The sequence below is a fragment of the Bacillota bacterium genome (genome assembly GCA_018818595.1).
Classification (GTDB): domain Bacteria; phylum Bacillota_I; class Bacilli_A; order Izemoplasmatales; family Hujiaoplasmataceae; genus JAHIRM01.
Genome location: JAHIRM010000003.1, coordinates 35,667 through 58,135 on the forward strand (window position 1 = coordinate 35,667; position 22,469 = coordinate 58,135).

The following is a 22,469-nucleotide window of genomic DNA, read 5'->3' on the forward strand; positions in this document are numbered from 1 at the left end:
AGAATATAGATATGGATGAAATGAATCAACAAGAAATGGTTGTAGAAGAAGGAATTACTCTTTCAGAGCTATTAAAAATCGTTTGGAACAATATTGTGCTAATTTTCCTTGTAACATTATGGGTTACTGTTATTGGAATTGTATACACTTTTGTTGTTGTTACGCCTAAATATACTGCTCAAACTTCAATTATGGTACAAGTAGATGTATCTTCAACATCAACTTCAGAGCAATCTGCAATTTATGTTGCTCAAAATTTAATTGCTACATACAAAGAATTTGTTGTGTCAGATCGAGTTTTAAATACGGTTGTTTCTGATATTGCTGATTTAGGTACAAACTATAGTATTTCTTCTTTAAAAAATAGTATCACAGTTTCAAGTTCAACGAGTGTTTTAATTATCTATATAGAAGTTGAAAATGAATCAGCAATTCTTGCAACTGAGATTGCAAACCAACTTGTTGAAAACAGTATAGAAATCGCAAACGATCCAGAAAATGCATATGTATTACTACAAAACAAACTTAAAGTTTTAGATAGCGCAGTTGAACCTAATTATCCAAGTTCTCCTAATAAAATGTTAAATGTGGTTATAAGCGTTCTTTTGGGAGGAATTCTTTCTCTTGGAATTGTATTTGTAAAAGAATTATTTAACAATAAATTCCAAAGCGCTTCTGATTTAGAAAAATACTTGAAAATTAATGTAATTGCAGCTGTTCCAGGAACAATCAAAGAAAGAAAGTTGGTGGATTAGATGGAATTTTTTGAATATAGAAACGTTGTGATAGAATCACCGAATTCCATGGAAGCCGAAGCTTACAGAAAACTACAATTAAACATCTCAATTACATCTCTTGATAAAAAAATGCAAGTTATCCAATGTACTTCCGCGACTCCTGAAGATGGAAAAACAACAACCTCTATAAATCTTGCTGCCGTTTACGCTGAAAAAGGAAAGAAAGTTATTATTTTAGATTTCGACTTAAGAAGGCCAAAAATACATAGAGCTTTTCATCAAGTAAATGACAAAGGATTATTTGATTATATTACGAATGATATGGACTATCATGAATTAATTATTCATGATGATTCAAATATTGATTTATTCTTAACTGGAAAACATATTTCTTATCCTCATATAATTTTAGAATCTCAAAAAGTTGCAAATTTAGTAAACAGCTTGAGAAATGAATACGATTATATTATTATCGATACGCCTCCGGTTTTATCAGTTACTGATGCAATGATAGTAAGTAAAATTGTAGATGGCGTGATATATGTTGTAGCATATAATAAAACAAAAAAAGAAGATGCAAAAGAAGGATTAAATCAATTAAGACAAAATAACGTTTATGTTATTGGCGGAGTTTTAGCTAATATTGATGTTCGTAAGACCAAAGGGTATCATGGATATCATTATTATTACGGATCAGAAAACCAATAAAGGAAGGGGATTATAGTATGATTGATATTCATACACATATTTTGCCCTACATTGATGATGGTTCTAAAGATTTGGAATCATCAATAAATTTAATAAAAGAATCGGTTAACTTTGGTGTAACCGATTTGTTTTTAACTCCACATTATATGAAAACAAGAGATTATTTGTCCACATATGAGCAAAATCGTGAAGTATTTCTTAAACTTAAAGAAATAGTAAATGAGCTTTCAATACCTATTCAGTTACATCTTGGTAATGAGATATATTACACAATTGAATCCATTAAAAATCTAAGAGATAAAACAGTAATTCCTCTTGGAAAGACAAAAATGGTTTTAATTGAATTTTCTACAATTGAAGAAGAAGATATAGCTGAGGCAATCCATAATATAAAAGCTCTTGGATATTGTCCAATTATTGCTCACGCCGAACGATATTCCTATTTAAAATCTCTTTCTGATTATGAAATCATTAAGAAAATGGGCGGACTCATTCAAATTAATGCGGGATCTGTTATTGGTCAATCCGGTTTGACAATTAAGAAATTTATACATAAATTAATCAAGAATAATTTAATTGATTTTGTTGCATCTGATATTCATACATTTAGAAAAAACTATCTTAAAGAAGCCTACGATTATGTTCAAAAAAAATACGGTACCATTGTGGCAGAAAAGTTATTTAATAATAGAATTATGCTTACATAAACACTTTTTTTTACGAAAGTGTTTTTCTTTTTATCTATTTTTTTAATTTTTTATAAAACAACACAAATTCAACATATTGTTTGAGTATAATAACATTGTAAAACTCAAGAGAATCTTTTCAACTCACTTTTCTCCCCCTATTAAAATGTGTTATTATCTTGAAATTTTACCCAGGTGTGAGTAATCACACCTAAAGCACTTTACAAGTGAAAACTTTTTAGTATAGAAATTAAAAAAAGGCTTATATAGTCTTTTATTTTCGAAGGATGTGTGATGTATTTATGAAGAGTATACATGTTTTAGTTGCAGATGATGAATTTAGAATTCGCAAATTGTTGGTAGAATTTCTCCAAAGAGAAGGGTACAAAGTCATTGAAGCAGAGGATGGGGAACAAGCAATTGATCTTCTTTTCGATTCGAAAACTAAAATTGATTTAGTAATTTTGGATGTAATGATGCCAAAATATGACGGATGGTTTGTTTTAGAGAGAATCAGAGAATTTTCCACCGTACCAGTTGTAATGCTTACCGCAAGAAGTGATGAATACGATCAATTAAAAGGATTTAAACTTGGTGCGGATGATTATGTTACAAAACCTTTTTCTCCTAGCGTTTTAATGGCTAGGATTAATAAAATCTTAAAAAAAGAAAAACTAGATGTTGAAGAATTCCGTTTTGGAGTCATTTACATGTCTTTATCTTCAAGAGAAGTTTTTGTAAATAACGCAAAAGTAGATTTAACTCCAAAAGAATTTGAACTTTTAAAATATTTTATTGATAACAAAGGAATAGCTCTCTCAAGAGATAAAATTTTAAATGCCGTTTGGAATTATGATTATTTTGGGGATTTAAGAACTGTTGATACCCATATCAAACAATTAAGATCAAAACTTTCGAATTATGGATATTATATTTCTACAGTTAGAAGTATTGGATATCGGTTAGATATCGAAAATGAAAACATCGATTCGGAGTAGGCTATTTTTAATTACTTATGGCATTATTTTATCATTTATCTTTGGATTAATTATTCTTAATAACACTTACCTTGAAAGCTATTATATTAACTCTAGAGAAAAAACTTTAATTGTAGCTTTTAATGAAGTGAAAGAGGTGGATTTGACTAGTTCTAATTTGCCTGCTTTGGTTTTAGACATTGAAAGTAATTACAATTTAAGCATTCATATTTTAAAAGAAGTAGATGTTTCGCTTAATGAAAGCGTTCCAAATAATGGATTTGGAACGCTCCCTCCGCCCTATGAACGACTCTACGGTAATCAGTTTTCCATCCATGATGGAATGATTGCAAACATTATGTTAGATTTTAGTCAACAAGTAGATGGAACAGCTGAAATATTAGTCGATCCCATACAAGTAAGTAGTGATGATTCATATTTTGCATATATGGAAGAAATCATTCCTAATCAAAATGGAGATAATCTAGATTTTCAAATGCTTGGATTGTTTGTTTCCTACGAAGGAACAGATGGATTAAACATATACTATATTCTTACAGTCACATTTCAATCTATCCAAGATAGTATCGATGTTTTTAATTCCTTTACGATAATTGTAGGGTTTATATTTATGATATTATCTGGATTCATTATGTATTTTGCAAGTTACCGGTTTACTACCCCGATTTTGCAGATTAATCAAGTCGCTCAAGATTTAGCTAATTTAGATTTTAGTAAGCGAGTGGAAAATGTATCAAATGATGAAATTGGTGATTTAGGAAAAAGCATTAATAAAATGAGTGCTCAACTTGAAGCGTCTATCATTGATTTAAAATCAGCGAATGAAAAGCTTTCAAAAGATATTCAATTGAAAACTCAAATTGAAAATATGAGAAAAGAATTTATTGCCAGCGCTTCTCACGAGTTAAAAACTCCAATTTCATTGATTTTAGGATATTCTGAAGCTCTTAAACTTCCAAGTTTAAATCAAGAAACGATTGATGACTATCTTAATATCATCATTGATGAATCAAATAAAATGAATAAATTAGTTATGGCTCTTCTAAAAATTAGTCAATTGGAAAGCGGGTTTACAGAACTTGTTCCAAGTAAATTTTCAATCAAAGATTTAGTGGATGAAACGATACGATTATATTCGATAAAATTTGATGAACAAAACATAAAAGTCCAAATTAATGTGTCCGATGTTTTAATTGAAACAGACTACGACCAACTTCAAACTGTATTGTCCAATTTTATTGGAAATGCATTACATCATATAGATGATTCGCGCATCATTAAAATATTTTCATCTACAGATAATTCAGCTATAGTTACCATCAATGTATTTAACTCAGGAACTCATATACCAGATTCTGAATTAGAACACATTTGGGATAGTTTCTATAAAGTAGATAAAGCGAGAACGAGAAGCTATGGTGGACAAGGATTGGGACTAAGCATTGTTAGAACAACTTTACAAAACTTAGGACTTAATTTTGGAGTTAAAAATATAGAAGATGGAGTTTTATTTTACTTCACTGCGAACATAATAAAATAATAAAAAGAATCAAGTAAACGCTTGATTCTTTTTTATTGAAAAAAATTTCATTGTAGATTTATTTTATTTTATTAGTTTAGCTTTATTGAATTATCTCTTAAATTGTGATAAAATTCAATTACCAAATAATAAACTCAATGGGGGATTTTGTAATGAAAAGAGAGATTTCTATGCCAATCGGAGAATATATGAAAAAGATGCGCGTATATCAATTCATGTTGATTGATTTTTTCGGAATAGGCGCGACATATGTTTTTATTATTTTGGTATTGAAATTCACTGGAGTAGAAGGATTTGATTATCGACAAGCCCTCATTATATTACCGTTTATCATTGTATTTAAAATTATTGTATACTGTTTGCTTAAATTATATAAACTTGTTTTAGATAATGTAGGATTAGATGAAGTATTTCGGATTTTTGTTGGAGTAACTCTTACAAATCTCATTGTAGCAATTTTTTTTCTATCCATTGCTGACTTCCAATTTATTCCTGAAATATATTTGGTATTTACCACAGTATTTGAATCGCTTGTATTAACGATTCCTCGAATATCAAAACGAATTTTGAAATTCTTTTTAAGAAATCATTTAAAATTAGGTGGAAAAAGAACTTTATTAATCGGAGCTGGGGCAGGAGGAAAACTTGTATTAGGCGAAATAAGAGATAATCCACAGTTGAACAATACTCCCATTGCTTTTGTAGATGATGATCCAATGAAAATCGGGAAATTGATGTCAGGATACAAAATATATGGACCTATTTCAAAAGTTCCAGATTTAATTGATGAACTTAAAATAGAAGAAGTTGTTATAACCATTGCAAATATTGATTCAGCACGTTTTCAAGAAATTGTTCAAATTGTCGCTTCTAAGCCTGTGAAAATTAAACGAATCCCTAAATTTAAAGATTTAAAAAAAGATGCCCCAAAAGCTTTGCTTGAAGTAAATGTACAAGATTTATTGTCAAGAGATGTTATAGAATTAGATGATAAAGAAATTTATCAATTCATTCAAAATAAAAAAGTTTTAATAACTGGAGCAGGAGGATCGATAGGGTCTGAACTTGTAAGGCAAATTGTTAATTATCAACCTGCAGAAGTTATTATGGTTGATATTTACGAAAATGGAGTTTATGATTTGCAAATGGAACTCAATCACAAATTTTATTACCCCTCTACCGAACAAGTGAAAAGAAAAGTATTAATTGGTTCTGTATATAATTATGAACGAATGAATTCGATATTTGAACAATATAAACCAGATCTTGTTTTTCATGCGGCCGCTTATAAACACGTTCCTTTAATGGAAGATTCCGCAGTAGAATCCGTGAGGACAAACATCTTAGGAACCTATAATATTTGTAAACTAGCATCCATTCATCACGTTGAAAAAATGGTCCTTGTCTCAAGTGATAAAGCGGTAAGGCCAACAAACGTGATGGGAGCAACAAAACGTTTTGCTGAAATGATTTTGCAACATTTTAATCGCAATTCAGAGACAAATTACTCAGCAGTACGATTTGGAAATGTATTAGGTAGTAATGGATCAGTTGTTCCTTTGTTTAAAAAACAAATTGAACACGGAGGACCTCTTACAGTAACTGATAGAAATATTATTCGTTATTTTATGACCATACCGGAAGCCGTTGGATTAATTCTTCAATCTGGAGCGTTTGCTCAAGGAGGAGAAATATTTATTTTAGATATGGGAGAACCTGTAAGAATTATCGAATTAGCAGAAAAAATGATTCTTCTCACTGGATTAAGACCATACATAGATATAGATATTCAAATTACCGGACTTCGCCCAGGAGAAAAGCTGTTTGAAGAGCTACTTGTTGATAAAGACTTTGGTCACATACATACTTCAAATAAAAAGATTTTTATTGAAGCCATTCAAGATTTTAAAGAAATTGAAGCAGAAATTGCAAGTGTGTATGATACTTTTGAAAAACTAGAAAATATAGAAATTAAAGAATTGGTACAGAAATTAGTTCCAACCTATACAATCAAGAAGTAAAAGCATGGCAACCTCATGCTTTTTTTTCTTTTTTCTGTTATAATTAAAGTGGTGGTGATTATTGATGTACACATTAATTCTTGGAGATAAAATTAAATTAGAAATTCGAAAACAAGGAATCAATGGAGAAGGGATTGGCTATTATAATAAATTAGCCATTTTTGTTCCTGGAGCCATTTTGAAAGAAAAAGTAAACTGTGAGATTATTGAAATCCACGATGGGTACTCGATTGCTCGTTTGGATTCTATTGAAAGACCTTCAACAAGAAGAATAACACCGCCTTGTAAATATTTTGACAAATGTGGTGGATGTCAAATGCAACACATTGAATATCATGAACAATTAAAAATTAAACAAAGTATTTTAATACAATCTTTACGAAGATATACTTCTGTTAATGAAAATGAAATCGAAATTAAAAAAACATTAGGAATGAAAGAGTCGTTTAATTATCGAAACAAATCCCAAATGCCTTTTAAAAATACAAATTTTGGATTAGCGCTTGGACTATATGAAGCAAATTCAAATCAATTTGTTTATGTTGACGAATGTATGGTTCAACACGCTGAAGTCAATAAGATAAATAAAATTGTATTATCAATTCTGATAAAACATAAAGTTATGGCATATGATTCGATTAACAAAGAAGGTATTTTACTAAATCTAGTTACTAGATATTTGGAATCAACCCATTCTGCAAGCGTTACTTTTATTGTGACAAAATATGATGAAATCTTAGAGGTGATTGCAAAAGATGTTATCACACAGCTTCCTTATGTCAAATCAATCACCTATAGTATCAATCGAAAAAGCAATCCATTAATGTTTGGTAAAAGTTTAAAAGTTCTTCAAGGAGACAGCTATATTGTTGACCATTTCGCAGATTTAGAAATCAAAATATCTCCTGATGCATTTCATCAATTAAACTCAAAACAAATGACAATTCTTTACGATGAAGTATTAAAAGCGGCAAACTTAACAGGAAATGAAGTGGTAATTGACTGTTATTCTGGGATAGGTATTACAACATTGCAATTAGCAAAAGCGGCAAAAATTGTATATGGAATAGATTATTCCGCATCTTCAGTTCGTGATGCAATAGATAATGCAAAGAAAAATAAAATTCAAAATGTTGAATTTTTTACAGAACACGTAGAAGGGGCTTTGCCCAGACTTTTATTGAATGGAGTAGTTCCAGATGTGGTTATTTTTGATCCTCCTCGCACAGGATTGGATCAATCGATGATAAAAGAATTACTCAAAGCGAAAATCAAGAAAATGATTTATGTATCTTGTAATCCATCTACTTTAGCAAAAAACTTAAATGATTTTTCTAGTGTCTACAATATCGAATACATTCAACCTATTGATATGTTTCCACATACCGCAAGTGTTGAATCTTTAACTTTATTAACATTTAAAAAATAACAGGGAGTAAAACATGAAATCAGATCTCGAAATTGCTCAAAGCACAAAAATGAAAAAAATTTCTATGATTGCATCTTCTATTGGATTGTCTTCAAAAGATATAGAACAATATGGATCATTTAAAGCAAAAATCAAAATGGAGGCTATTCAATCTTCTAAATTTCATAAAGAAGGGAAAATTATTCTTGTAAGTGCCATCAATCCAACTCCTGCAGGAGAAGGGAAATCAACAACTACAATTGGCCTTGGAGACGCTTTGAGGAAATTGGGCTATCAATCCATGATTGCATTAAGAGAACCTTCTCTTGGACCCGTTATGGGGGTTAAAGGAGGAGCTGCGGGCGGTGGCTATGCTCAAGTTGTTCCGATGGAAGACATTAATTTACATTTTACAGGAGATATACATGCCATAACGTCTGCTAATAATTTAATTAGTGCAGTGATTGATAATCATATGTATCATGGTAACCGTTTAAATATTAACCCTGAAAAAATAATTTGGAAAAGAGCGATGGATATGAATGATCGTGCTCTTCGAAAAATTCAAGTGGGATTATCCAGTAAAAAAGAAAAACCTAGAATGGATGCATTTGATATTTCCGTTGCTTCCGAAGTGATGGCAGTGTTATGTTTATCAAAAGACATTGATGATTTAAAATCAAGAATTGGAAAGATGATTGTTGGATATGATATGGAAGACCGCCCACTAACGGTTAATGATTTAAAAGTGGGAGGAGCCGTTACTATGCTTCTAAAAGATGCAATCAAACCTAATTTAGTTCAAACCCTAGAACATACACCTGTTTTAATTCATGGAGGACCATTTGCCAATATCGCTCATGGGTGTAACTCGATAATCGCTACAAGTTTTTGTCGTAGTGCTAGCGATTACGTTGTCACGGAAGCTGGATTTGGAGCCGATTTAGGAATGGAAAAATTTTTAGATATCAAAGCGAGAAATATGGATGTTATGCCATCTCTTGTCGTGTTAGTAGTTAGCATTCGTGCTTTAAAATTGCATGGAGGCATTGACAAAACCTTAATGAAAGAAGAAAATGTACTTGCACTTGAAAAAGGCATTGAAAATCTCGAAAAACATATTGATAGCACAAAACAATTCCATTTGCCTTATGTTTTAGCATTAAATAAATTCGAATCTGATACAAAAGCAGAAGTAGATTTTCTTTTAAATTGGGCAAATAGTAATCATCATCCCATTGCTTTATCTGAAGTTTTTGCAAAAGGAAGTCTTGGAGGAGTGGAATTAGCTAAAAAAGTGATAGAATTAACAAACACACCTCAAAAAGTGAAAGTATTATATAATTTAAATACATCAATTGAAGAAAAAATTAATATAATCGCAAAAAAAATATATGGAGCAAGTTCTGTAGAGTTTTCCGAAGCTGCTCTGTCACAAATTGAAGAATATAATAAACTTGGGTGGAATAACTTGCCTATTTGTATGGCGAAAACACCATTATCTCTTTCTGATAACCCTAAATTGTTAGGAAGACCTAAAGATTTTAAAATAACAGTACGTGAATTTAAACCATCTATTGGAGCGGGATTCTTAGTAGCTTTAACAGGTGATGTTATGACAATGCCGGGCTTACCAAAACTTGGTGCTTATGAAAATATGGATGTAATTGATAATAAAATAATAGGTTTATTTTAGGAGGAATAAAATGAAATCAAGTGAAAAAGACTTTCCAAGTAAATTAAGAGATTTAGGATTATCCGTAATTAAGAAAGCAAAAAAAGGAATTGAACACGTTAAAACTGGTTTTGAAAATGTAGTATTAGAAGAGCATTTAAAAAGACGTTTTAATTTAGAAAATCCTTATAAGTTTCTTGTGACAGAAAAAGAAAAAAAGGCTACTCTAGTGGAAGGGTTGCTTCCAAAAAACGCTAAAAGATATGAAGAAGATGATTTATTTGTTTTTTATGGATCCCTTGAAGAAAACGGATTTAAAACAGGAGATATTGTTAAAGATTTGAGTATTAATGCTGAGTTTGTAATCAAAAAAATACTCGAAGTCAAAGTTCCAGTTGAATATGAAAATAAATCATATGAAGTGATAGGAACCGCAGTTGTTTGTGATGCTTTGTAGGATTTTACAATGAAAAAAGAAGAATTTGCCGAAATATTTCGTCAATATATTAAGCGAGAAGGTTCAGAAGAATTACTAAAATATTTAAATTCGGATCAAAGTGATTTTTTTATTGCACCAGCTTCCACCAAATATCACCTATCTTATGAAGGTGGATTAGTCGAACATTCTATAAATGTATACCGTGCTTTAAAAAAATATTTAAGTCGTCCGGATATAAAAAAAGATTATGGACTCGTAGTAAGTGACGAATCAATAGCGATTACTGCGCTATTACATGATATCTGTAAGGTAAATGTTTATCAAAAAGGGTTTAGAAATGTAAAAGATAGCACAGGCAAATGGATACAAATTCCTATCTATGAGTATAAAGATGAATTGCCTTATGGACATGGCGAAAAGTCTGTATATATTATTTCTGGATTTATGAAATTATCAAGAGAAGAAGCGTTTGCCATTCGTTATCATATGGGATTTTCTGATACGGAAGACAAACAAAATGTATCTCAAGCTTTTACACTTTTTCCATTAGCGTTTGCTTTATCTCAAGCAGATATGGAAGCTACTTTTTTGATGGAAAAACCAAAAGAATAAAACAAAGAAACTTCATTTATGAAGTTTCTTTTTTTAAACAAAAATACAAAAAATATGATATAATTTATCTCACAGTGGTGATAAATATGAGTAAGATATTTGATCTAACAGAAGGATCAATTTTTAAAAAATTAGTTTTAATTGCTTTGCCGGTGCTATTAACATCAATTTCACAAATGGCTTATAATTTAACCGATATGTTTTGGATAGGGCGAGTTGATGAAATTGGTCTTCTGGAAACGGATGCGATTTCTGCAATTGGCACAGCCGGATATATGACTTGGTTTGCATTTGGGCTCATTTTAATTGCTAAAATTGGTACTAGTGTCAAAGTAGCTCATTCTGTCGGAGAAAAGAATTTTGAGAAAGTAAATAAATTTGCTTCCAACGGATTGTTATTGGAATTGACAATAGGAATTGTTTTTTCTCTCATTTTGTTTGTTTTTAAGAGTCAAATTATTTCGATTTTCAATATACAATCCGAACAAGTAGTTGCTTATGCGATTAATTACTTATCCATTGTGGGTGGATTATTGATTTTTCAATTTGTTTCAAGTGGATTTGCAGCAATCAATGAAGGACTCGGAAAAACAAAAGTCAATTTTAGAATTATGTCTATTGGATTGGTATTAAACATGATTTTAGACCCTTTGTTAATTCTATATTTTAGACTTGGTGTCACAGGAGCTGCTTTGGCTACCGTGATAGCACAAGCGGTTACTATGGGAGTCTTCTTTTTAATTTACAAATTAAACAAACCTAGAATGTATCATTTTCATATAAAATCTTTTGATTTTGCAACGATGAAAGAGATTATCCGAATTGGGTTACCCGCAGGAATTCAAAGCATTATTTTTACTTCTATTTCTATTGTTATCGCTAGAATGGTCTTTGTATATGGAAAAGACGTAATGGCAGCCCAGAGAATCGGAAGTCAAATAGAACAATTTACATGGATGATTGCTGGAGGTTTTCAAACAGCGCTCACCGTTTTTGTAGGTCAAAATTTTGGTGCTCAGCAATTTGTTAGAATAAAAAAAGGAATGGGATATATCTCTTTGCTATTAATTCCTTATGCATTCTTAATTTCGCTTTTACTTTTCTTTCAAGCCGAATTTTTAATGCGAATCTTTTTAGACGACACGTTAACCGTCGAATATGGTATTCGATATTTAAAAATCATTAGTATCGCCCAGATATTTATGATGCTAGAAGGAATAGGTGCTGGATTGTTTAATGGTGTTGGAAAAACAAAAATTCCATCTATTTCGGGAATTTCAGGAAACTTAGTTAGAATTCCTTTGGCGATTATATTAGCGAAAACCATGTTTGAAGAAGGAATTTGGTGGGCATTAAATGTTTCAGATATTTTAAAAGGATCCTTTTTATTATTTGGATCGATTGTTTTACTTTATAACATTCAAAAGACAAAAAACAATAAAAATAAATTATTAGCTACAAATTTAGAGACTCCAAATATTGATTAAAATATTCTAAATTTATTTAGGATAAAATGATGTCAATAATCAAGATATTATGAAGGAATGGGTCGTTATTTGTGACTTATTCCTTTTTCTTACATATCTTATATAGAGATATAAAAAAATATGATAAAATAAAGACGCAGATTATTTTTCTTTATATTTGAAGGAGAGGAATACTATATATGGATTGGCTCTATATTTTGATGGCATTAATTTTTATTTTAACTCAAATGGCAGGATTTTTAATTGCTAAATCAATATTTAAACCTATAAGACGTTCTTTACTTGAAACAAGACTTATGGAAAATGAAAAGAACCCTGGATTAATGGAAGAGTACGATACTTGGGCAAAAAGTGAATATAAAATTCATTCAAGGTTTGGATATGACTTACAGGCCTATTATATAAAACCAATAGAACTTACAAATCGATTTGTAATACTTGCTCACGGGTATACTTATACACATCATGGCTGCGTAAAATATGCCAAAATGATGAGAGACTTAGGATTTAATGTTGTGCTGTATGATGAAAGATATCATGGAGAATCTGGAGGGAAGAACTGTACTTTAGGATTCTATGAAAAAGATGATTTATATGATGTGATTTCTGATACCTTTGAAAGATATGGAGAAAATCTATTTCTTGGAACTTACGGAGAATCAATGGGAGCCGCTACCGTTTTGTTGGAACAAGCTTTTGATAAACGAATAAAGTTTGTTGTTTCAGATTGTGCATTTTCTGATTTAGAAGATTTAATAAAGTATCTTATCAAGAGAAAAGTTAAGTATGCAAATCGCCTTTTATTATGTGTCAGTAATTTCTATTTTAAGCTTTTCACGAAAGCAACTTTTAAAAAAGTTTGCCCTAAATCATCTTTAAGTCAAGCGTCAGTACCTATTTTGTTTGTACACGGAAAAGAAGACGAATTTATTCCGCCAGTGCATAGTCAGATTTTGTATGAAATATGTCCTTCTCCAAAAGCAATTTACATTGGTGAAAATAGAGCAAAACATGCTGAAACAGCTTCTAAAAACCCTAAAGAGTATCAAAAAATTCTTGAAAATTTTTTATTTGAATATGTTTTAAACTCAAAAGACTAATTAAGAAGGTGACAAGATGTATGATGTGATTATCATCGGTGCCGGTGTTATTGGGACCAATATTGCAAAAGAATTATCATATTATGATTTAAAATTAGCTGTGATAGAAAAAAATAATGATGTTTGCGAAGAAACCTCAAAAGCTAATAGCGGTATTGTTCATAGCGGATATGATGCTACTCCGAACACCCTCAAAGCCAAGTACAATGTACTTGGAAATAAAATGATGGCTTCAACTTGTAAAGAATTAGATGTTCCGTTTATTCAAAACGGCTCTTTAATCATAGGCTTTTCCGAAGAAGATCTCTTAGCTTTACAAAGCCTTCAACTTCAAGGAATTGAAAACGGTGTTGAAGGATTAAAAATACTTAATAAAGATGAAATATTTAAAATGGAACCACAACTGCATCCGGAAGTATTATATGCGCTTTATGCACCAACGGGAGGAATAGTTGATCCCTTTCAATTGACAATCGCTCCGGCAGAAGTTGCTTTTCAAAATAAAACTGAATTCTTTTTTAATACGTTTGTTGAAGGAATATCAAATCTTTCAGATTTTTTTGAAATTCAAACCAATCAAGGAAAAATGTATTCCAAAAGCATTGTAAATGCTGCAGGTATTCATAGCGATACGATTAATAATTATGTGAGTCAACACAAACTTGATATTCGTCCAAGAAAGGGCGAGTATTGCCTTTTTGATAAAGAAGTAGGAAATATTGTTCATTCAACGATATTTCAACTTCCTTCAAGCAAAGGAAAGGGTGTTTTAGTGACTCCAACCGCAGAAGGAAATTTACTGATTGGGCCTAGTTCTATCTTCGTTGAAGGAAAAGAAGATACAGCAACTACTCTTGAAGGCGTTCAATATATTCTTGAAAAAGCTTCTAGTTCGATTAAGTCAATTCCTTTTTCAAAAGTAATTACAGGATTTGCTGGACTAAGAGCTTCAGAAATTGGAAAAGATTTTGTCATAGGTGAATCACCAGATGTAAAAAACTTTTATAATGCTGCAGGAATTGAATCTCCCGGACTTACGGCAGCTCCTGCAATCGCACTTGATTTGGCTTTAGAAATTTCTTTAAAATTACATGCAAAAAAGAAAGAACATTTTATTTCTACAAGAAAAGCTTTTCCTCGTTTTGAAAGTCAAACTATGGCTGAAAAAAAACGCTTAATTGAAGAATTTCCAGAATATGGGAAAATTATTTGTAGGTGTGAATTAGTCACATTAGCGGAAATTAAAAATGCAATTCATCGCCCATTAGGTGCCAAAACAGTAGATGCAGTAAAAAGACGTACAAGAGCCGGAAGTGGTAGATGTCAAGGTGGGTTCTGTTCTCCTAGAGTTCTTGAAATATTAGCAAAAGAACTACATAAGGATGTAAGAGAAATTTCAAAATTTAACGAAAAATCAACATTTCTTGTAGGGCTAGACAAGGAACTATAGAAGGTGAAAATACAATGAAAAAAGACATAGTTATTATTGGCGGAGGTCCAGCTGGACTTGCGGCAGCCATCGGTGCATACGAAGAAGGAAATAAAGATATACTAATACTAGAAAGAGAAAACGATCTTGGAGGTATTTTAAATCAATGCATTCATAATGGATTTGGACTCCAAAGATTTAAAGAAGAATTAACTGGTCCAGAGTATGCAATTAGATATATTGAAAAAGTAAAGGAATTAGGTATTGAATATAAACTAGAAACAATGGTAATCGAAATCTCAAAGGAAAAAATAATTTTTGCAATTAATGAAAAAGACGGATTATTAGAAATTCATGCCAAGTCCATTATTCTTGCTATGGGTTGTAGAGAACGACCAAGAGGGGCTTTAAATATTCCTGGATTTCGTCCATCCGGAATTTATTCTGCAGGAACAGCACAGCGCTTCGTGAACATGGAAGGATACATGCCAGGAAAAGAAGTTGTTATTTTAGGATCTGGAGACATTGGATTAATTATGGCCAGAAGAATGACTCTAGAAGGTGCTAAAGTACAAATGGTATGCGAAATTATGCCTTATTCAGGAGGATTAAAAAGAAACATTGTTCAATGTTTAGATGATTACAATATTCCTTTGAAGTTAAGCCATACCGTTACCAAAATTCATGGGAAAGAAAGAGTAGAAGGAGTTACGATTTGTAAAGTAGATGAAAATTTAAAACCTATTTTAGAAACGGAAGAATTCGTAAGTTGCGACACTTTACTACTATCTGTAGGCTTGGTTCCAGAAAATGAACTATCTTTAAAAGCAGGGGTATTAATAAATCCAAAGACTTCAGGGCCTTTTGTTTCAGAGAGTTTTGAAACTTCAATTCCAGGTGTTTTTGCATGTGGAAATGTGTTACATGTTCATGATTTAGTGGATTACGTAAGTGAAGAAGCACAAATTGCTGGAACAAATGCCACAAAATATGTAAAAAACGAATTAAAGCATAAACACGCAATAAAAGTCATTGCGAGCGATGGAATTCGTTATACCGTTCCAGTCTCGATAGATTTAGTAAATATAGTTAAAATGGTGACGATTCGATTTAGAGTGTCTAATGTTTTTAAAGATCAATACATTTCAGTCTATTTTGATAATCAAAGACAATCACATCTAAAAAAAAGAATACTCACCCCTGGGGAAATGGAACAAGTTATATTACCTCTTAAGTGGTTTGATTCATTTCCGGAATTAGAAACGATTACAATTAAAGTTGAAAAGGAGTGATCTTCTTGAAAATAACTAAAAATATAACTTGCATAGGATGTCCTATGGGATGTTCTTTAGAAGTAGAAATCATAGGAGAAGATGTTGTTAAGATTACAGGTGCTATGTGTAGAAAAGGTGAAGATTACGCCAAAAAAGAAGTAATAAATCCGACAAGAATTATCACTTCAATCGTTCCAGTAATCAATGGCGTTGAAGATATGGTTTCAATCAAAACAAGCAAAGACATTCCTAAAGATAAAATTAAAGAATGTATGATGCAATTAAAAGGAATTAAAATGACGGCTCCAATAAAAGTTGGAGATATCGTTTTAAAAAACGTGTGTGGAACGAACGTAGATTTTATTGCTACTAAAAATGTAGAGGTAAAAAAGAATGAATCATAATCGGTTCACCTCAAAAATTGGAGAAATCGGCATAATTGACGATGGAAAAAATATTGTTGAAATCCAATTACATTCACAACTGGATTTTTCTATAAACAAATCTAATTTGTTTTTAGAAGCTAAAAAACAAATTGAACATTTTCTTGATCATAAACTCAAAGTTTTTACATTACCATATCTGATTCAAGGCTCTGATTTTGAAAAGAGGGTATTACAAGCTATGAGTACAATTCCTTATGGAGAAACTATTTCTTATAAAGAATTAGCAATAATATCGAAACATCCTCTATCCTACCGTGCTGTTGGCTCTGTATGTAGAAAAAACAAACTTCCTTTACTTCTTCCATGTCATCGTGTCATTAAGCATAATAAAGAATTAGGAAACTTTGCTGGTGGAATAGAATTAAAAAAACAATTAATTGATTTAGAAAAGAGCTGAAAAAATGTTACAGCTCTTTTTTTATTGATTATATTTGACAATTATTGCAAATGCTCATATAATGTTAGTACAGGCTAACTTGTTAACTTTTATTTTTTAAGAAAATAGTTAGACTACGCTAACAATTTGGAGGGATACTTATGACGTTAAAAGATGTTCTACCTGGCAAAACCTGTGTAGTGAAAAATATATATGCTAATAATCTAAGAAAAAGAATTATTGATATGGGTTTAATTACTGGGACAAAAATATTCGTAAAGAAATTAGCTCCTCTTGGTGATCCAATGGAAATCGTTATACGTGGTTATGTTTTAACTCTTAGAAAATCTGAGGCAAAAACAATTGAAGTTGATTTAGTTGAGGGATTGTCTTTATGATAAAGATTGCTTTAGTAGGAAATCCAAACTGTGGAAAAACAACTGTTTTTAATGAATTAACCGGGTTGAATCAATCGGTGGGTAATTGGCCAGGAGTAACCGTTGAAAAAAAATCAGGGAAATTAATTTACTTAGATTTTGAAGCGCAAATCGTTGATCTTCCAGGAATCTATTCTTTATCTACCATATCGTTGGAAGAAGAAATAGCATCTTTATATGTTCAAAATATGAAAATGGATCTTATTGTCAATATTGTAGATGCATCAAACTTAGAAAGGAATTTATTTTTAACTTATCAATTACTTGACACAAAAATTCCGATGATTGTTGTTTTAAACTGCATGGATATCGTAGAAAGAAAATTAGATAATATTAATATTAAAGAATTAGAAAACAAAATAGGTGTTCCGGTTATTCCAATTACAGCTAGTAAAAAACATGGAATTAATGAACTTAAATTATTTATTTCTAAACTTAATGTATCTCAAATAAAACAGTCTCAAAGATATTCACAAACAATTGAAGAATCAATTACAGAATTCGAAAAAATCCTTAAAGATCGTTTTTTAGCCATAAGGTTTTTCGAAGACGATTTTAAAGGAATTGAAAAACAAAATTTATCCATTATGGAAGTAGAAGAACTTAAACGTAAGCGAATCCTTGAAATACAAAAATATGATATTGATTTTGACATGGTTCTTCCAAACTATCGTTATAATCAAATCACGAATGTGTGTTCAAAAGTTTTAATAAAAGGGGATGTTTCAAAAACATCTGTAACAGATAAAATTGACAGAATCTTAACCAATAAGTGGTTGGGACTTCCGTTATTTGCACTAATAATGCTATTAGTGTTTTTTCTTGCTTTTGGTCCTATTGGAACGTTTATAACGAATCAATTTGTTTGGTTGATGAACCAATTTTTTGTATTAATCAATAGAGTTGTAGTATCTTTTGGAATGGCTACATGGGTTTCCAGTCTTTTGACAAACGGAATTTTTGGAGGATTGGCAGCTGTTGTAGGATTTCTACCTCAGTTAACAATTTTATTTTTATTTTTAGCGATTTTAGAAGATTCTGGATACATGTCAAGAGCTGCCTTTATTATGGATAGAGCTTTGAAAAAATTTGGTTTATCTGGAAAATCGTTTATTCCTATGTTAATTGGATTTGGATGCAGTGTTCCTGCAGTGGCATCAACAAGAACATTAGATAAAGCAGAAGACAGAAAAATTACTACAATGATTATCCCTTTCATTTCTTGTGGAGCGAAAGCACCAATTTATGGAGTGTTTGCAGGTGCGTTATTTTTTGGAGCATCGTATCTTGTGGTTTTTTCTATGTATTTTTTAGGGATAATTGTTGCAATACTTTCTGCAATATTATTTAAAAAAACAATTTTGAAAGGCGCAAGCGCAAATTACATTATGGAACTTCCTGAGTATCGTATGCCTACTTTAAAAAACACGTGGTTGCATACATGGGAGCGTGCTAAAGGATTTTTGATTAAAGCTGGAACAATCCTTTTAGGAGCGTTTATTATCATTTGGTTTATGAGTTACTTTGGTTTTGTGGATGGAATATTTCGGTTATTAGATCAATCAGAAATGCAATATAGTATTTTAGGTATTATTGGTAAATTTTTATTACCGCTTTTTAAACCACTTGGATTTATGGATTGGCAAGCTACAGTTGCAATCCTTACTGGATTTGTTGCAAAAGAGTCCGTTGTTGGAACGTTAGGAATTCTATATGGAGTTTCAGGAAATGTCATAGAAAATGGAACATTATTATATGGTAATATTCAAGCAGCGTTTTCTCCTTTACAAGCCTACTCTTTTATGGCCTTCGCTTTACTCGCAACTCCTTGCATTGCCGCAGTATCGGCAATGAAAAGAGAACTTGGTTCATGGAAGTGGTTAACGTTTGCGATATTGTATGAATTAGTAATCGCCTATTTAGTTTCACTCTCCATTTATCAAATAGGATCTTTAGGTTTAGGAACAGCACTTTCCATTCTTTTTGGAATTGGTGTATTTTCCATCGTTATTTATTCCATCAAACGTTTTATTTCTCAAAATGGTAAAGCTTGTGTCAATTGTTCTAGCTGTAAAATAAAAAATTCATGTAATTTGCCAAAAAATGAGAAATCAAACATTAAATAAAAATTCTTTATGATATACTATATTTGAAAAGAGGGGTTATGATGGATAAAAAAACAATGCATTATAGCGAATCGTTAGAAGATTATTTAGAAACCATTTTTATGCTTGGAGGAAATCATGTTCGTTCCGTAGATATTGCCAATCATTTAGAAGTTTCTAAAGCGAGCGTCAATCGGGCAGTAAATACTTTAATGAATAACCAACTTGTGACCAAAGAACTTTATGGGGATATTTCTTTAACAAGTAAAGGATTAGAAACATCTCAAAAAGTACTTCAAAAACATAAAATAATCAAGCGTTTTTTAGTGGATATCCTTGGAGTCAAAGAAGCAGTCGCAAACGAAGAAGCATGTGGCATAGAACACAATATTAGTGATGATACAGCTGATAAACTGGAAAATTTGGTTCTATTAAATCAAAAAAAAATCCCCGATTAAATTCGGGGTTTTCATTTATTTAGTAGTTTCTCTTTCAATTAAAGTAACATCAATTTGTTGATGGAATTTATCGATTGACTCATTGTTCATTAATTTCATTAACGATTCTACTGCATAATGACCTATTTTCTCTGATGATTGAGCGATGGTGGTCAATTTTGGTGAAAAGATTCTGGATAATTCAATATTATCAAAGCCAATAACTTGAACATCATCTGGAACGGTTCTTCCTGCTTTTTTCAAGCATTGGATGACATTTAATGCAATGATATCTGAATCACAGAAGATTCCATCACAATCTAAATTAGAATTAATGACATTTTGAATATCTTCTTGACTTGGATTTTTAAAATCCAAATCAAAACTAAAGTTATATATTTTATGTTTTTCAAGAACAGATTTAAATCCGATTGTTCGGTCTCTTACTGGCATTAATACAGAAGGACCTCTAAAATGAATGATTTTTTTACAGCCAACAGATATTAGTTTTTCAGCAGCTAATTTTCCTCCAAGAACGTTATTACTTGTAACCGAAGGAACATCATCGGTTAATTTATGATCAATGGCAATAATTGGAATATTTAAACTTTTATAATCTTGTATACGAGTTGTATTGGAGATTAAAATAATTCCATCAATATTATATTGTTGAAATACTTTTAAATATTTTGTTTCTCGTTCCTTGTTGTCTTGAGAATTACAAATCATTAGACGATAATTATGGTTAATAGTAATATCTTCAATGATCTCTAAAAGTTCAGCAAAATAATAAGAAGTCAAATGAGGAACAATGATGCCGATAATTCTTGATTGTTTTTTGAAAAGAGATCTTGCTAATTCGTTTGGAATGTATTGTAATTCATTAATAGCATCTAACACCAATTCTTTTGTTGATACGTTTACATATCCTTTATTGTTGATAACTCTTGAAACAGTAGCTACGCTTACATGAGCCAATTTTGCCACGTCTTTAATAGTTGCCAATAAATTCACATCCTTTAAACTCTTGGGTTATATTCTAATTATACCTAAAAAGAAAGTAAAATAAAAGAAAATTCTGTAACTATTTACATGTTTTACATTTCACACATTTTCAACATGTAACAAACATTACACAAATGAATCTTTTGAATTCATTTAAAATCCGAAAATGCAAAGGAATTCATAGACTTTTTTCATAATTTATAGTAAACTTTTTATGATAGATATTGAAGTGAGTATATCATTTATGGAGGATATTATGAATAAAACAAAAATTGAACTAAGAAATTCTGTGGTTTATCAAGTTTTTGTGAGAAATCACACCCTTGAAGGAACCTTTCAAGCTCTGATTTTAGATTTAGACAGAATTCAATCATTAGGGGTTGATATCATATATCTTCTTCCCATTCATCCGATTGGAGAAAAGAATCGAAAAGGAACCATTGGATGTCCTTATTCCATTCAAAATTATAAAGAAATTCATCCTGAATTAGGTACAATGGAGGATTTCAAACAATTAATAGAAGAAATCCATAATCGAAAAATGAAACTTATGATGGATATTGTTTATAATCATACTTCCAGAGATTCAAAATTGCTAAAAGAACATCCCGACTGGTTTTATAAAAACGAAAAAGGTGAATTCGCAAACCGCATCGGAGAATGGTGGGATGTTACTGATTTTGATTTTACTGAAGATAAATCTTTATGGCGTGAATTAGCTGAAAATCTTGTATTTTATGCGGAACTTGGAGTAGATGGATTTCGCGCAGATGTAGCTAGTTTGGTTCCACTGGATTTTTGGAATTATGCAAGAAAAGTTGTTTCAAGAGTTAATAAAAAAGTGATTTGGTTAAGTGAATCTGTTCATGGAAGTTTTCTAAAATACATCAGAGATTGCGGTTATGATTGTTCATCTGAATCTGAAATATATCAAGTGTTCGACATAGCATATGATTATGATGTGCAACCTTTTTTTGAAGCTTACCTAAAAAACGAAAGACCGTTTAAAGAATATCTTGAAGCCATTTCTAGACAAGAAGAAATTTATCCAGCGAACTATGTAAAATTAAAGAATCTAGAAAATCATGACCAAGAAAGAATCGCATTTCAAGTAAAAAATGACATAAATAAAATTTTAAACTGGACAGGCTTTATTTTCTTTCAAAAAGGAGCTACAATGCTCTATGCAGGAGAAGAATTCACTTCTGATAAACGACCAGATTTATTTGAAAAAGACGTTTATGTAAAAAACACTGATATTACAGATTATATTCAAAAACTGACAAAGTTAAAAAAACGAAAAGTTTTTTCATCAGGAGTTTATACAGTGCATATTCCAGAAATAGATGGAGTTGCATATAATACCTTTGAAAATAATCAAGAAAAGTATATAGGAATTTTTAATGTTGCCTTGGCTGAAGGAAACATCAAAGTTGATTTTCCTGATGGAACGTATCATAATTACTTAACTGGAAAACAAGAAAAAATAGAATCAGGATTATTGAAATTGTCAAACAATCCAGTTGTTATCAAAATAAAGAAATAAAAA

Annotated in this window: 21 protein-coding genes; 20 read left to right on the top strand and 1 reads right to left on the bottom strand. The window is 30.9% G+C overall.

Translation table 11 applies throughout. The features are described from left to right. The first annotated feature begins 11 nt into the window (after nucleotides 1-11). The 19 genes from KJ971_00560 to KJ971_00650 all read left to right on the top strand — a co-directional run bounded on the left by KJ971_00560 (nucleotide 12) and on the right by KJ971_00650 (nucleotide 19,936). A complete protein-coding gene (locus KJ971_00560; protein MBU1144332.1) occupies nucleotides 12-755 on the top strand; it encodes a hypothetical protein in 744 nt (247 codons plus the stop codon). Continuing rightward, nucleotides 756-1,445 (top strand): CpsD/CapB family tyrosine-protein kinase, encoded by a 690-nt coding sequence (locus KJ971_00565; GenBank protein MBU1144333.1) that lies wholly within the window; start codon nucleotides 756-758, stop codon nucleotides 1,443-1,445. Between the two features lie 17 nt (nucleotides 1,446-1,462). After that, nucleotides 1,463-2,152 (top strand): hypothetical protein, encoded by a 690-nt coding sequence (locus KJ971_00570; protein MBU1144334.1) that lies wholly within the window; start codon nucleotides 1,463-1,465, stop codon nucleotides 2,150-2,152. A gap of 281 nt (nucleotides 2,153-2,433) precedes the next feature. After that, nucleotides 2,434-3,129 (top strand): response regulator transcription factor, encoded by a 696-nt coding sequence (locus KJ971_00575; protein ID MBU1144335.1) that lies wholly within the window; start codon nucleotides 2,434-2,436, stop codon nucleotides 3,127-3,129. Further along, on the top strand, nucleotides 3,107-4,669 hold the full coding sequence (locus KJ971_00580; GenBank protein MBU1144336.1) for a HAMP domain-containing histidine kinase: 1,563 nt from the start codon (nucleotides 3,107-3,109) through the stop codon (nucleotides 4,667-4,669). Before KJ971_00575 ends, KJ971_00580 begins: the two co-directional genes overlap by 23 nt. 152 nt (nucleotides 4,670-4,821) lie before the next feature. Next, on the top strand, nucleotides 4,822-6,690 hold the full coding sequence (locus KJ971_00585; GenBank protein ID MBU1144337.1) for a polysaccharide biosynthesis protein: 1,869 nt from the start codon (nucleotides 4,822-4,824) through the stop codon (nucleotides 6,688-6,690). A gap of 64 nt (nucleotides 6,691-6,754) precedes the next feature. Then, entirely contained in the window at nucleotides 6,755-8,119 is a 1,365-nt protein-coding gene (rlmD, locus tag KJ971_00590) for a 23S rRNA (uracil(1939)-C(5))-methyltransferase RlmD (protein MBU1144338.1), read from the top strand. A 13-nt stretch (nucleotides 8,120-8,132) separates the two neighbouring features. Beyond that, on the top strand, nucleotides 8,133-9,794 hold the full coding sequence (locus KJ971_00595) for a formate--tetrahydrofolate ligase (protein ID MBU1144339.1): 1,662 nt from the start codon (nucleotides 8,133-8,135) through the stop codon (nucleotides 9,792-9,794). A 10-nt stretch (nucleotides 9,795-9,804) separates the two neighbouring features. After that, nucleotides 9,805-10,230 (top strand): hypothetical protein, encoded by a 426-nt coding sequence (locus KJ971_00600; GenBank protein ID MBU1144340.1) that lies wholly within the window; start codon nucleotides 9,805-9,807, stop codon nucleotides 10,228-10,230. A 9-nt stretch (nucleotides 10,231-10,239) separates the two neighbouring features. After that, on the top strand, nucleotides 10,240-10,824 hold the full coding sequence (locus KJ971_00605) for an HD domain-containing protein (GenBank protein MBU1144341.1): 585 nt from the start codon (nucleotides 10,240-10,242) through the stop codon (nucleotides 10,822-10,824). A gap of 86 nt (nucleotides 10,825-10,910) precedes the next feature. Next, on the top strand, nucleotides 10,911-12,311 hold the full coding sequence (locus KJ971_00610) for an MATE family efflux transporter (protein ID MBU1144342.1): 1,401 nt from the start codon (nucleotides 10,911-10,913) through the stop codon (nucleotides 12,309-12,311). Nucleotides 12,312-12,490: 179 nt separating this feature from the next. After that, a complete protein-coding gene (locus tag KJ971_00615; GenBank protein MBU1144343.1) occupies nucleotides 12,491-13,411 on the top strand; it encodes an alpha/beta hydrolase in 921 nt (306 codons plus the stop codon). Between the two features lie 16 nt (nucleotides 13,412-13,427). Continuing rightward, a complete protein-coding gene (locus KJ971_00620) occupies nucleotides 13,428-14,861 on the top strand; it encodes an NAD(P)/FAD-dependent oxidoreductase (protein MBU1144344.1) in 1,434 nt (477 codons plus the stop codon). Between the two features lie 14 nt (nucleotides 14,862-14,875). Further along, nucleotides 14,876-16,132: an FAD-dependent oxidoreductase gene (locus KJ971_00625; GenBank protein ID MBU1144345.1), complete on the top strand. Its 1,257-nt coding sequence runs from the start codon at nucleotides 14,876-14,878 to the stop codon at nucleotides 16,130-16,132. Between the two features lie 44 nt (nucleotides 16,133-16,176). Then, complete coding sequence (locus tag KJ971_00630; protein ID MBU1144346.1) at nucleotides 16,177-16,518, top strand: DUF1667 domain-containing protein; 342 nt, start codon at nucleotides 16,177-16,179, stop codon at nucleotides 16,516-16,518. Further along, a complete protein-coding gene (locus tag KJ971_00635; GenBank protein ID MBU1144347.1) occupies nucleotides 16,508-16,957 on the top strand; it encodes a methylated-DNA--[protein]-cysteine S-methyltransferase in 450 nt (149 codons plus the stop codon). The genes KJ971_00630 and KJ971_00635 overlap by 11 nt, the downstream gene beginning before the upstream one ends. Before the next feature lie 140 nt (nucleotides 16,958-17,097). After that, entirely contained in the window at nucleotides 17,098-17,334 is a 237-nt protein-coding gene (locus tag KJ971_00640; protein ID MBU1144348.1) for a ferrous iron transport protein A, read from the top strand. After that, nucleotides 17,331-19,499: a ferrous iron transport protein B gene (feoB, locus tag KJ971_00645; protein ID MBU1144349.1), complete on the top strand. Its 2,169-nt coding sequence runs from the start codon at nucleotides 17,331-17,333 to the stop codon at nucleotides 19,497-19,499. The genes KJ971_00640 and feoB overlap by 4 nt, the downstream gene beginning before the upstream one ends. A 56-nt stretch (nucleotides 19,500-19,555) precedes the next feature. Next, nucleotides 19,556-19,936: a metal-dependent transcriptional regulator gene (locus KJ971_00650; GenBank protein MBU1144350.1), complete on the top strand. Its 381-nt coding sequence runs from the start codon at nucleotides 19,556-19,558 to the stop codon at nucleotides 19,934-19,936. A gap of 15 nt (nucleotides 19,937-19,951) precedes the next feature. Here KJ971_00650 and KJ971_00655 read toward each other — a convergent pair whose 3' ends face one another. Continuing rightward, nucleotides 19,952-20,929 (bottom strand): LacI family transcriptional regulator, encoded by a 978-nt coding sequence (locus KJ971_00655; protein MBU1144351.1) that lies wholly within the window; start codon nucleotides 20,927-20,929, stop codon nucleotides 19,952-19,954. 247 nt (nucleotides 20,930-21,176) lie between these two features. Between KJ971_00655 and KJ971_00660 the strand changes: the two genes are divergently transcribed. Beyond that, nucleotides 21,177-22,466, top strand: a complete 1,290-nt coding sequence (locus KJ971_00660) for an alpha-amylase (GenBank protein ID MBU1144352.1) — start codon at nucleotides 21,177-21,179, stop codon at nucleotides 22,464-22,466. Nucleotides 22,467-22,469 lie beyond the last annotated feature (3 nt).

Excerpts from the sequence above, each read along its gene's own strand:
- KJ971_00585 (MBU1144337.1), top strand. The coding sequence starts at position 4,822 with ATGAAAAGAGAGATTTCTATGCCAATCGGAGAATATATGAAAAAGATG.
- KJ971_00605 (MBU1144341.1), top strand. The coding sequence starts at position 10,240 with ATGAAAAAAGAAGAATTTGCCGAAATATTTCGTCAATATATTAAGCGA.
- KJ971_00640 (MBU1144348.1), top strand. The coding sequence starts at position 17,098 with ATGACGTTAAAAGATGTTCTACCTGGCAAAACCTGTGTAGTGAAAAAT.
- rlmD (MBU1144338.1), top strand. The coding sequence starts at position 6,755 with ATGTACACATTAATTCTTGGAGATAAAATTAAATTAGAAATTCGAAAA.
- KJ971_00580 (MBU1144336.1), top strand. The coding sequence starts at position 3,107 with ATGAAAACATCGATTCGGAGTAGGCTATTTTTAATTACTTATGGCATT.
- KJ971_00610 (MBU1144342.1), top strand. The coding sequence starts at position 10,911 with ATGAGTAAGATATTTGATCTAACAGAAGGATCAATTTTTAAAAAATTA.
- KJ971_00575 (MBU1144335.1), top strand. The coding sequence starts at position 2,434 with ATGAAGAGTATACATGTTTTAGTTGCAGATGATGAATTTAGAATTCGC.
- KJ971_00625 (MBU1144345.1), top strand. The coding sequence starts at position 14,876 with ATGAAAAAAGACATAGTTATTATTGGCGGAGGTCCAGCTGGACTTGCG.
- KJ971_00660 (MBU1144352.1), top strand. The coding sequence starts at position 21,177 with ATGAATAAAACAAAAATTGAACTAAGAAATTCTGTGGTTTATCAAGTT.
- KJ971_00570 (MBU1144334.1), top strand. The coding sequence starts at position 1,463 with ATGATTGATATTCATACACATATTTTGCCCTACATTGATGATGGTTCT.
- KJ971_00635 (MBU1144347.1), top strand. The coding sequence starts at position 16,508 with ATGAATCATAATCGGTTCACCTCAAAAATTGGAGAAATCGGCATAATT.
- KJ971_00595 (MBU1144339.1), top strand. The coding sequence starts at position 8,133 with ATGAAATCAGATCTCGAAATTGCTCAAAGCACAAAAATGAAAAAAATT.
- KJ971_00650 (MBU1144350.1), top strand. The coding sequence starts at position 19,556 with ATGCATTATAGCGAATCGTTAGAAGATTATTTAGAAACCATTTTTATG.
- KJ971_00620 (MBU1144344.1), top strand. The coding sequence starts at position 13,428 with ATGTATGATGTGATTATCATCGGTGCCGGTGTTATTGGGACCAATATT.
- KJ971_00630 (MBU1144346.1), top strand. The coding sequence starts at position 16,177 with ATGGGATGTTCTTTAGAAGTAGAAATCATAGGAGAAGATGTTGTTAAG.
- KJ971_00600 (MBU1144340.1), top strand. The coding sequence starts at position 9,805 with ATGAAATCAAGTGAAAAAGACTTTCCAAGTAAATTAAGAGATTTAGGA.
- KJ971_00565 (MBU1144333.1), top strand. The coding sequence starts at position 756 with ATGGAATTTTTTGAATATAGAAACGTTGTGATAGAATCACCGAATTCC.
- KJ971_00615 (MBU1144343.1), top strand. The coding sequence starts at position 12,491 with ATGGATTGGCTCTATATTTTGATGGCATTAATTTTTATTTTAACTCAA.
- KJ971_00560 (MBU1144332.1), top strand. The coding sequence starts at position 12 with ATGGATGAAATGAATCAACAAGAAATGGTTGTAGAAGAAGGAATTACT.
- feoB (MBU1144349.1), top strand. The coding sequence starts at position 17,331 with ATGATAAAGATTGCTTTAGTAGGAAATCCAAACTGTGGAAAAACAACT.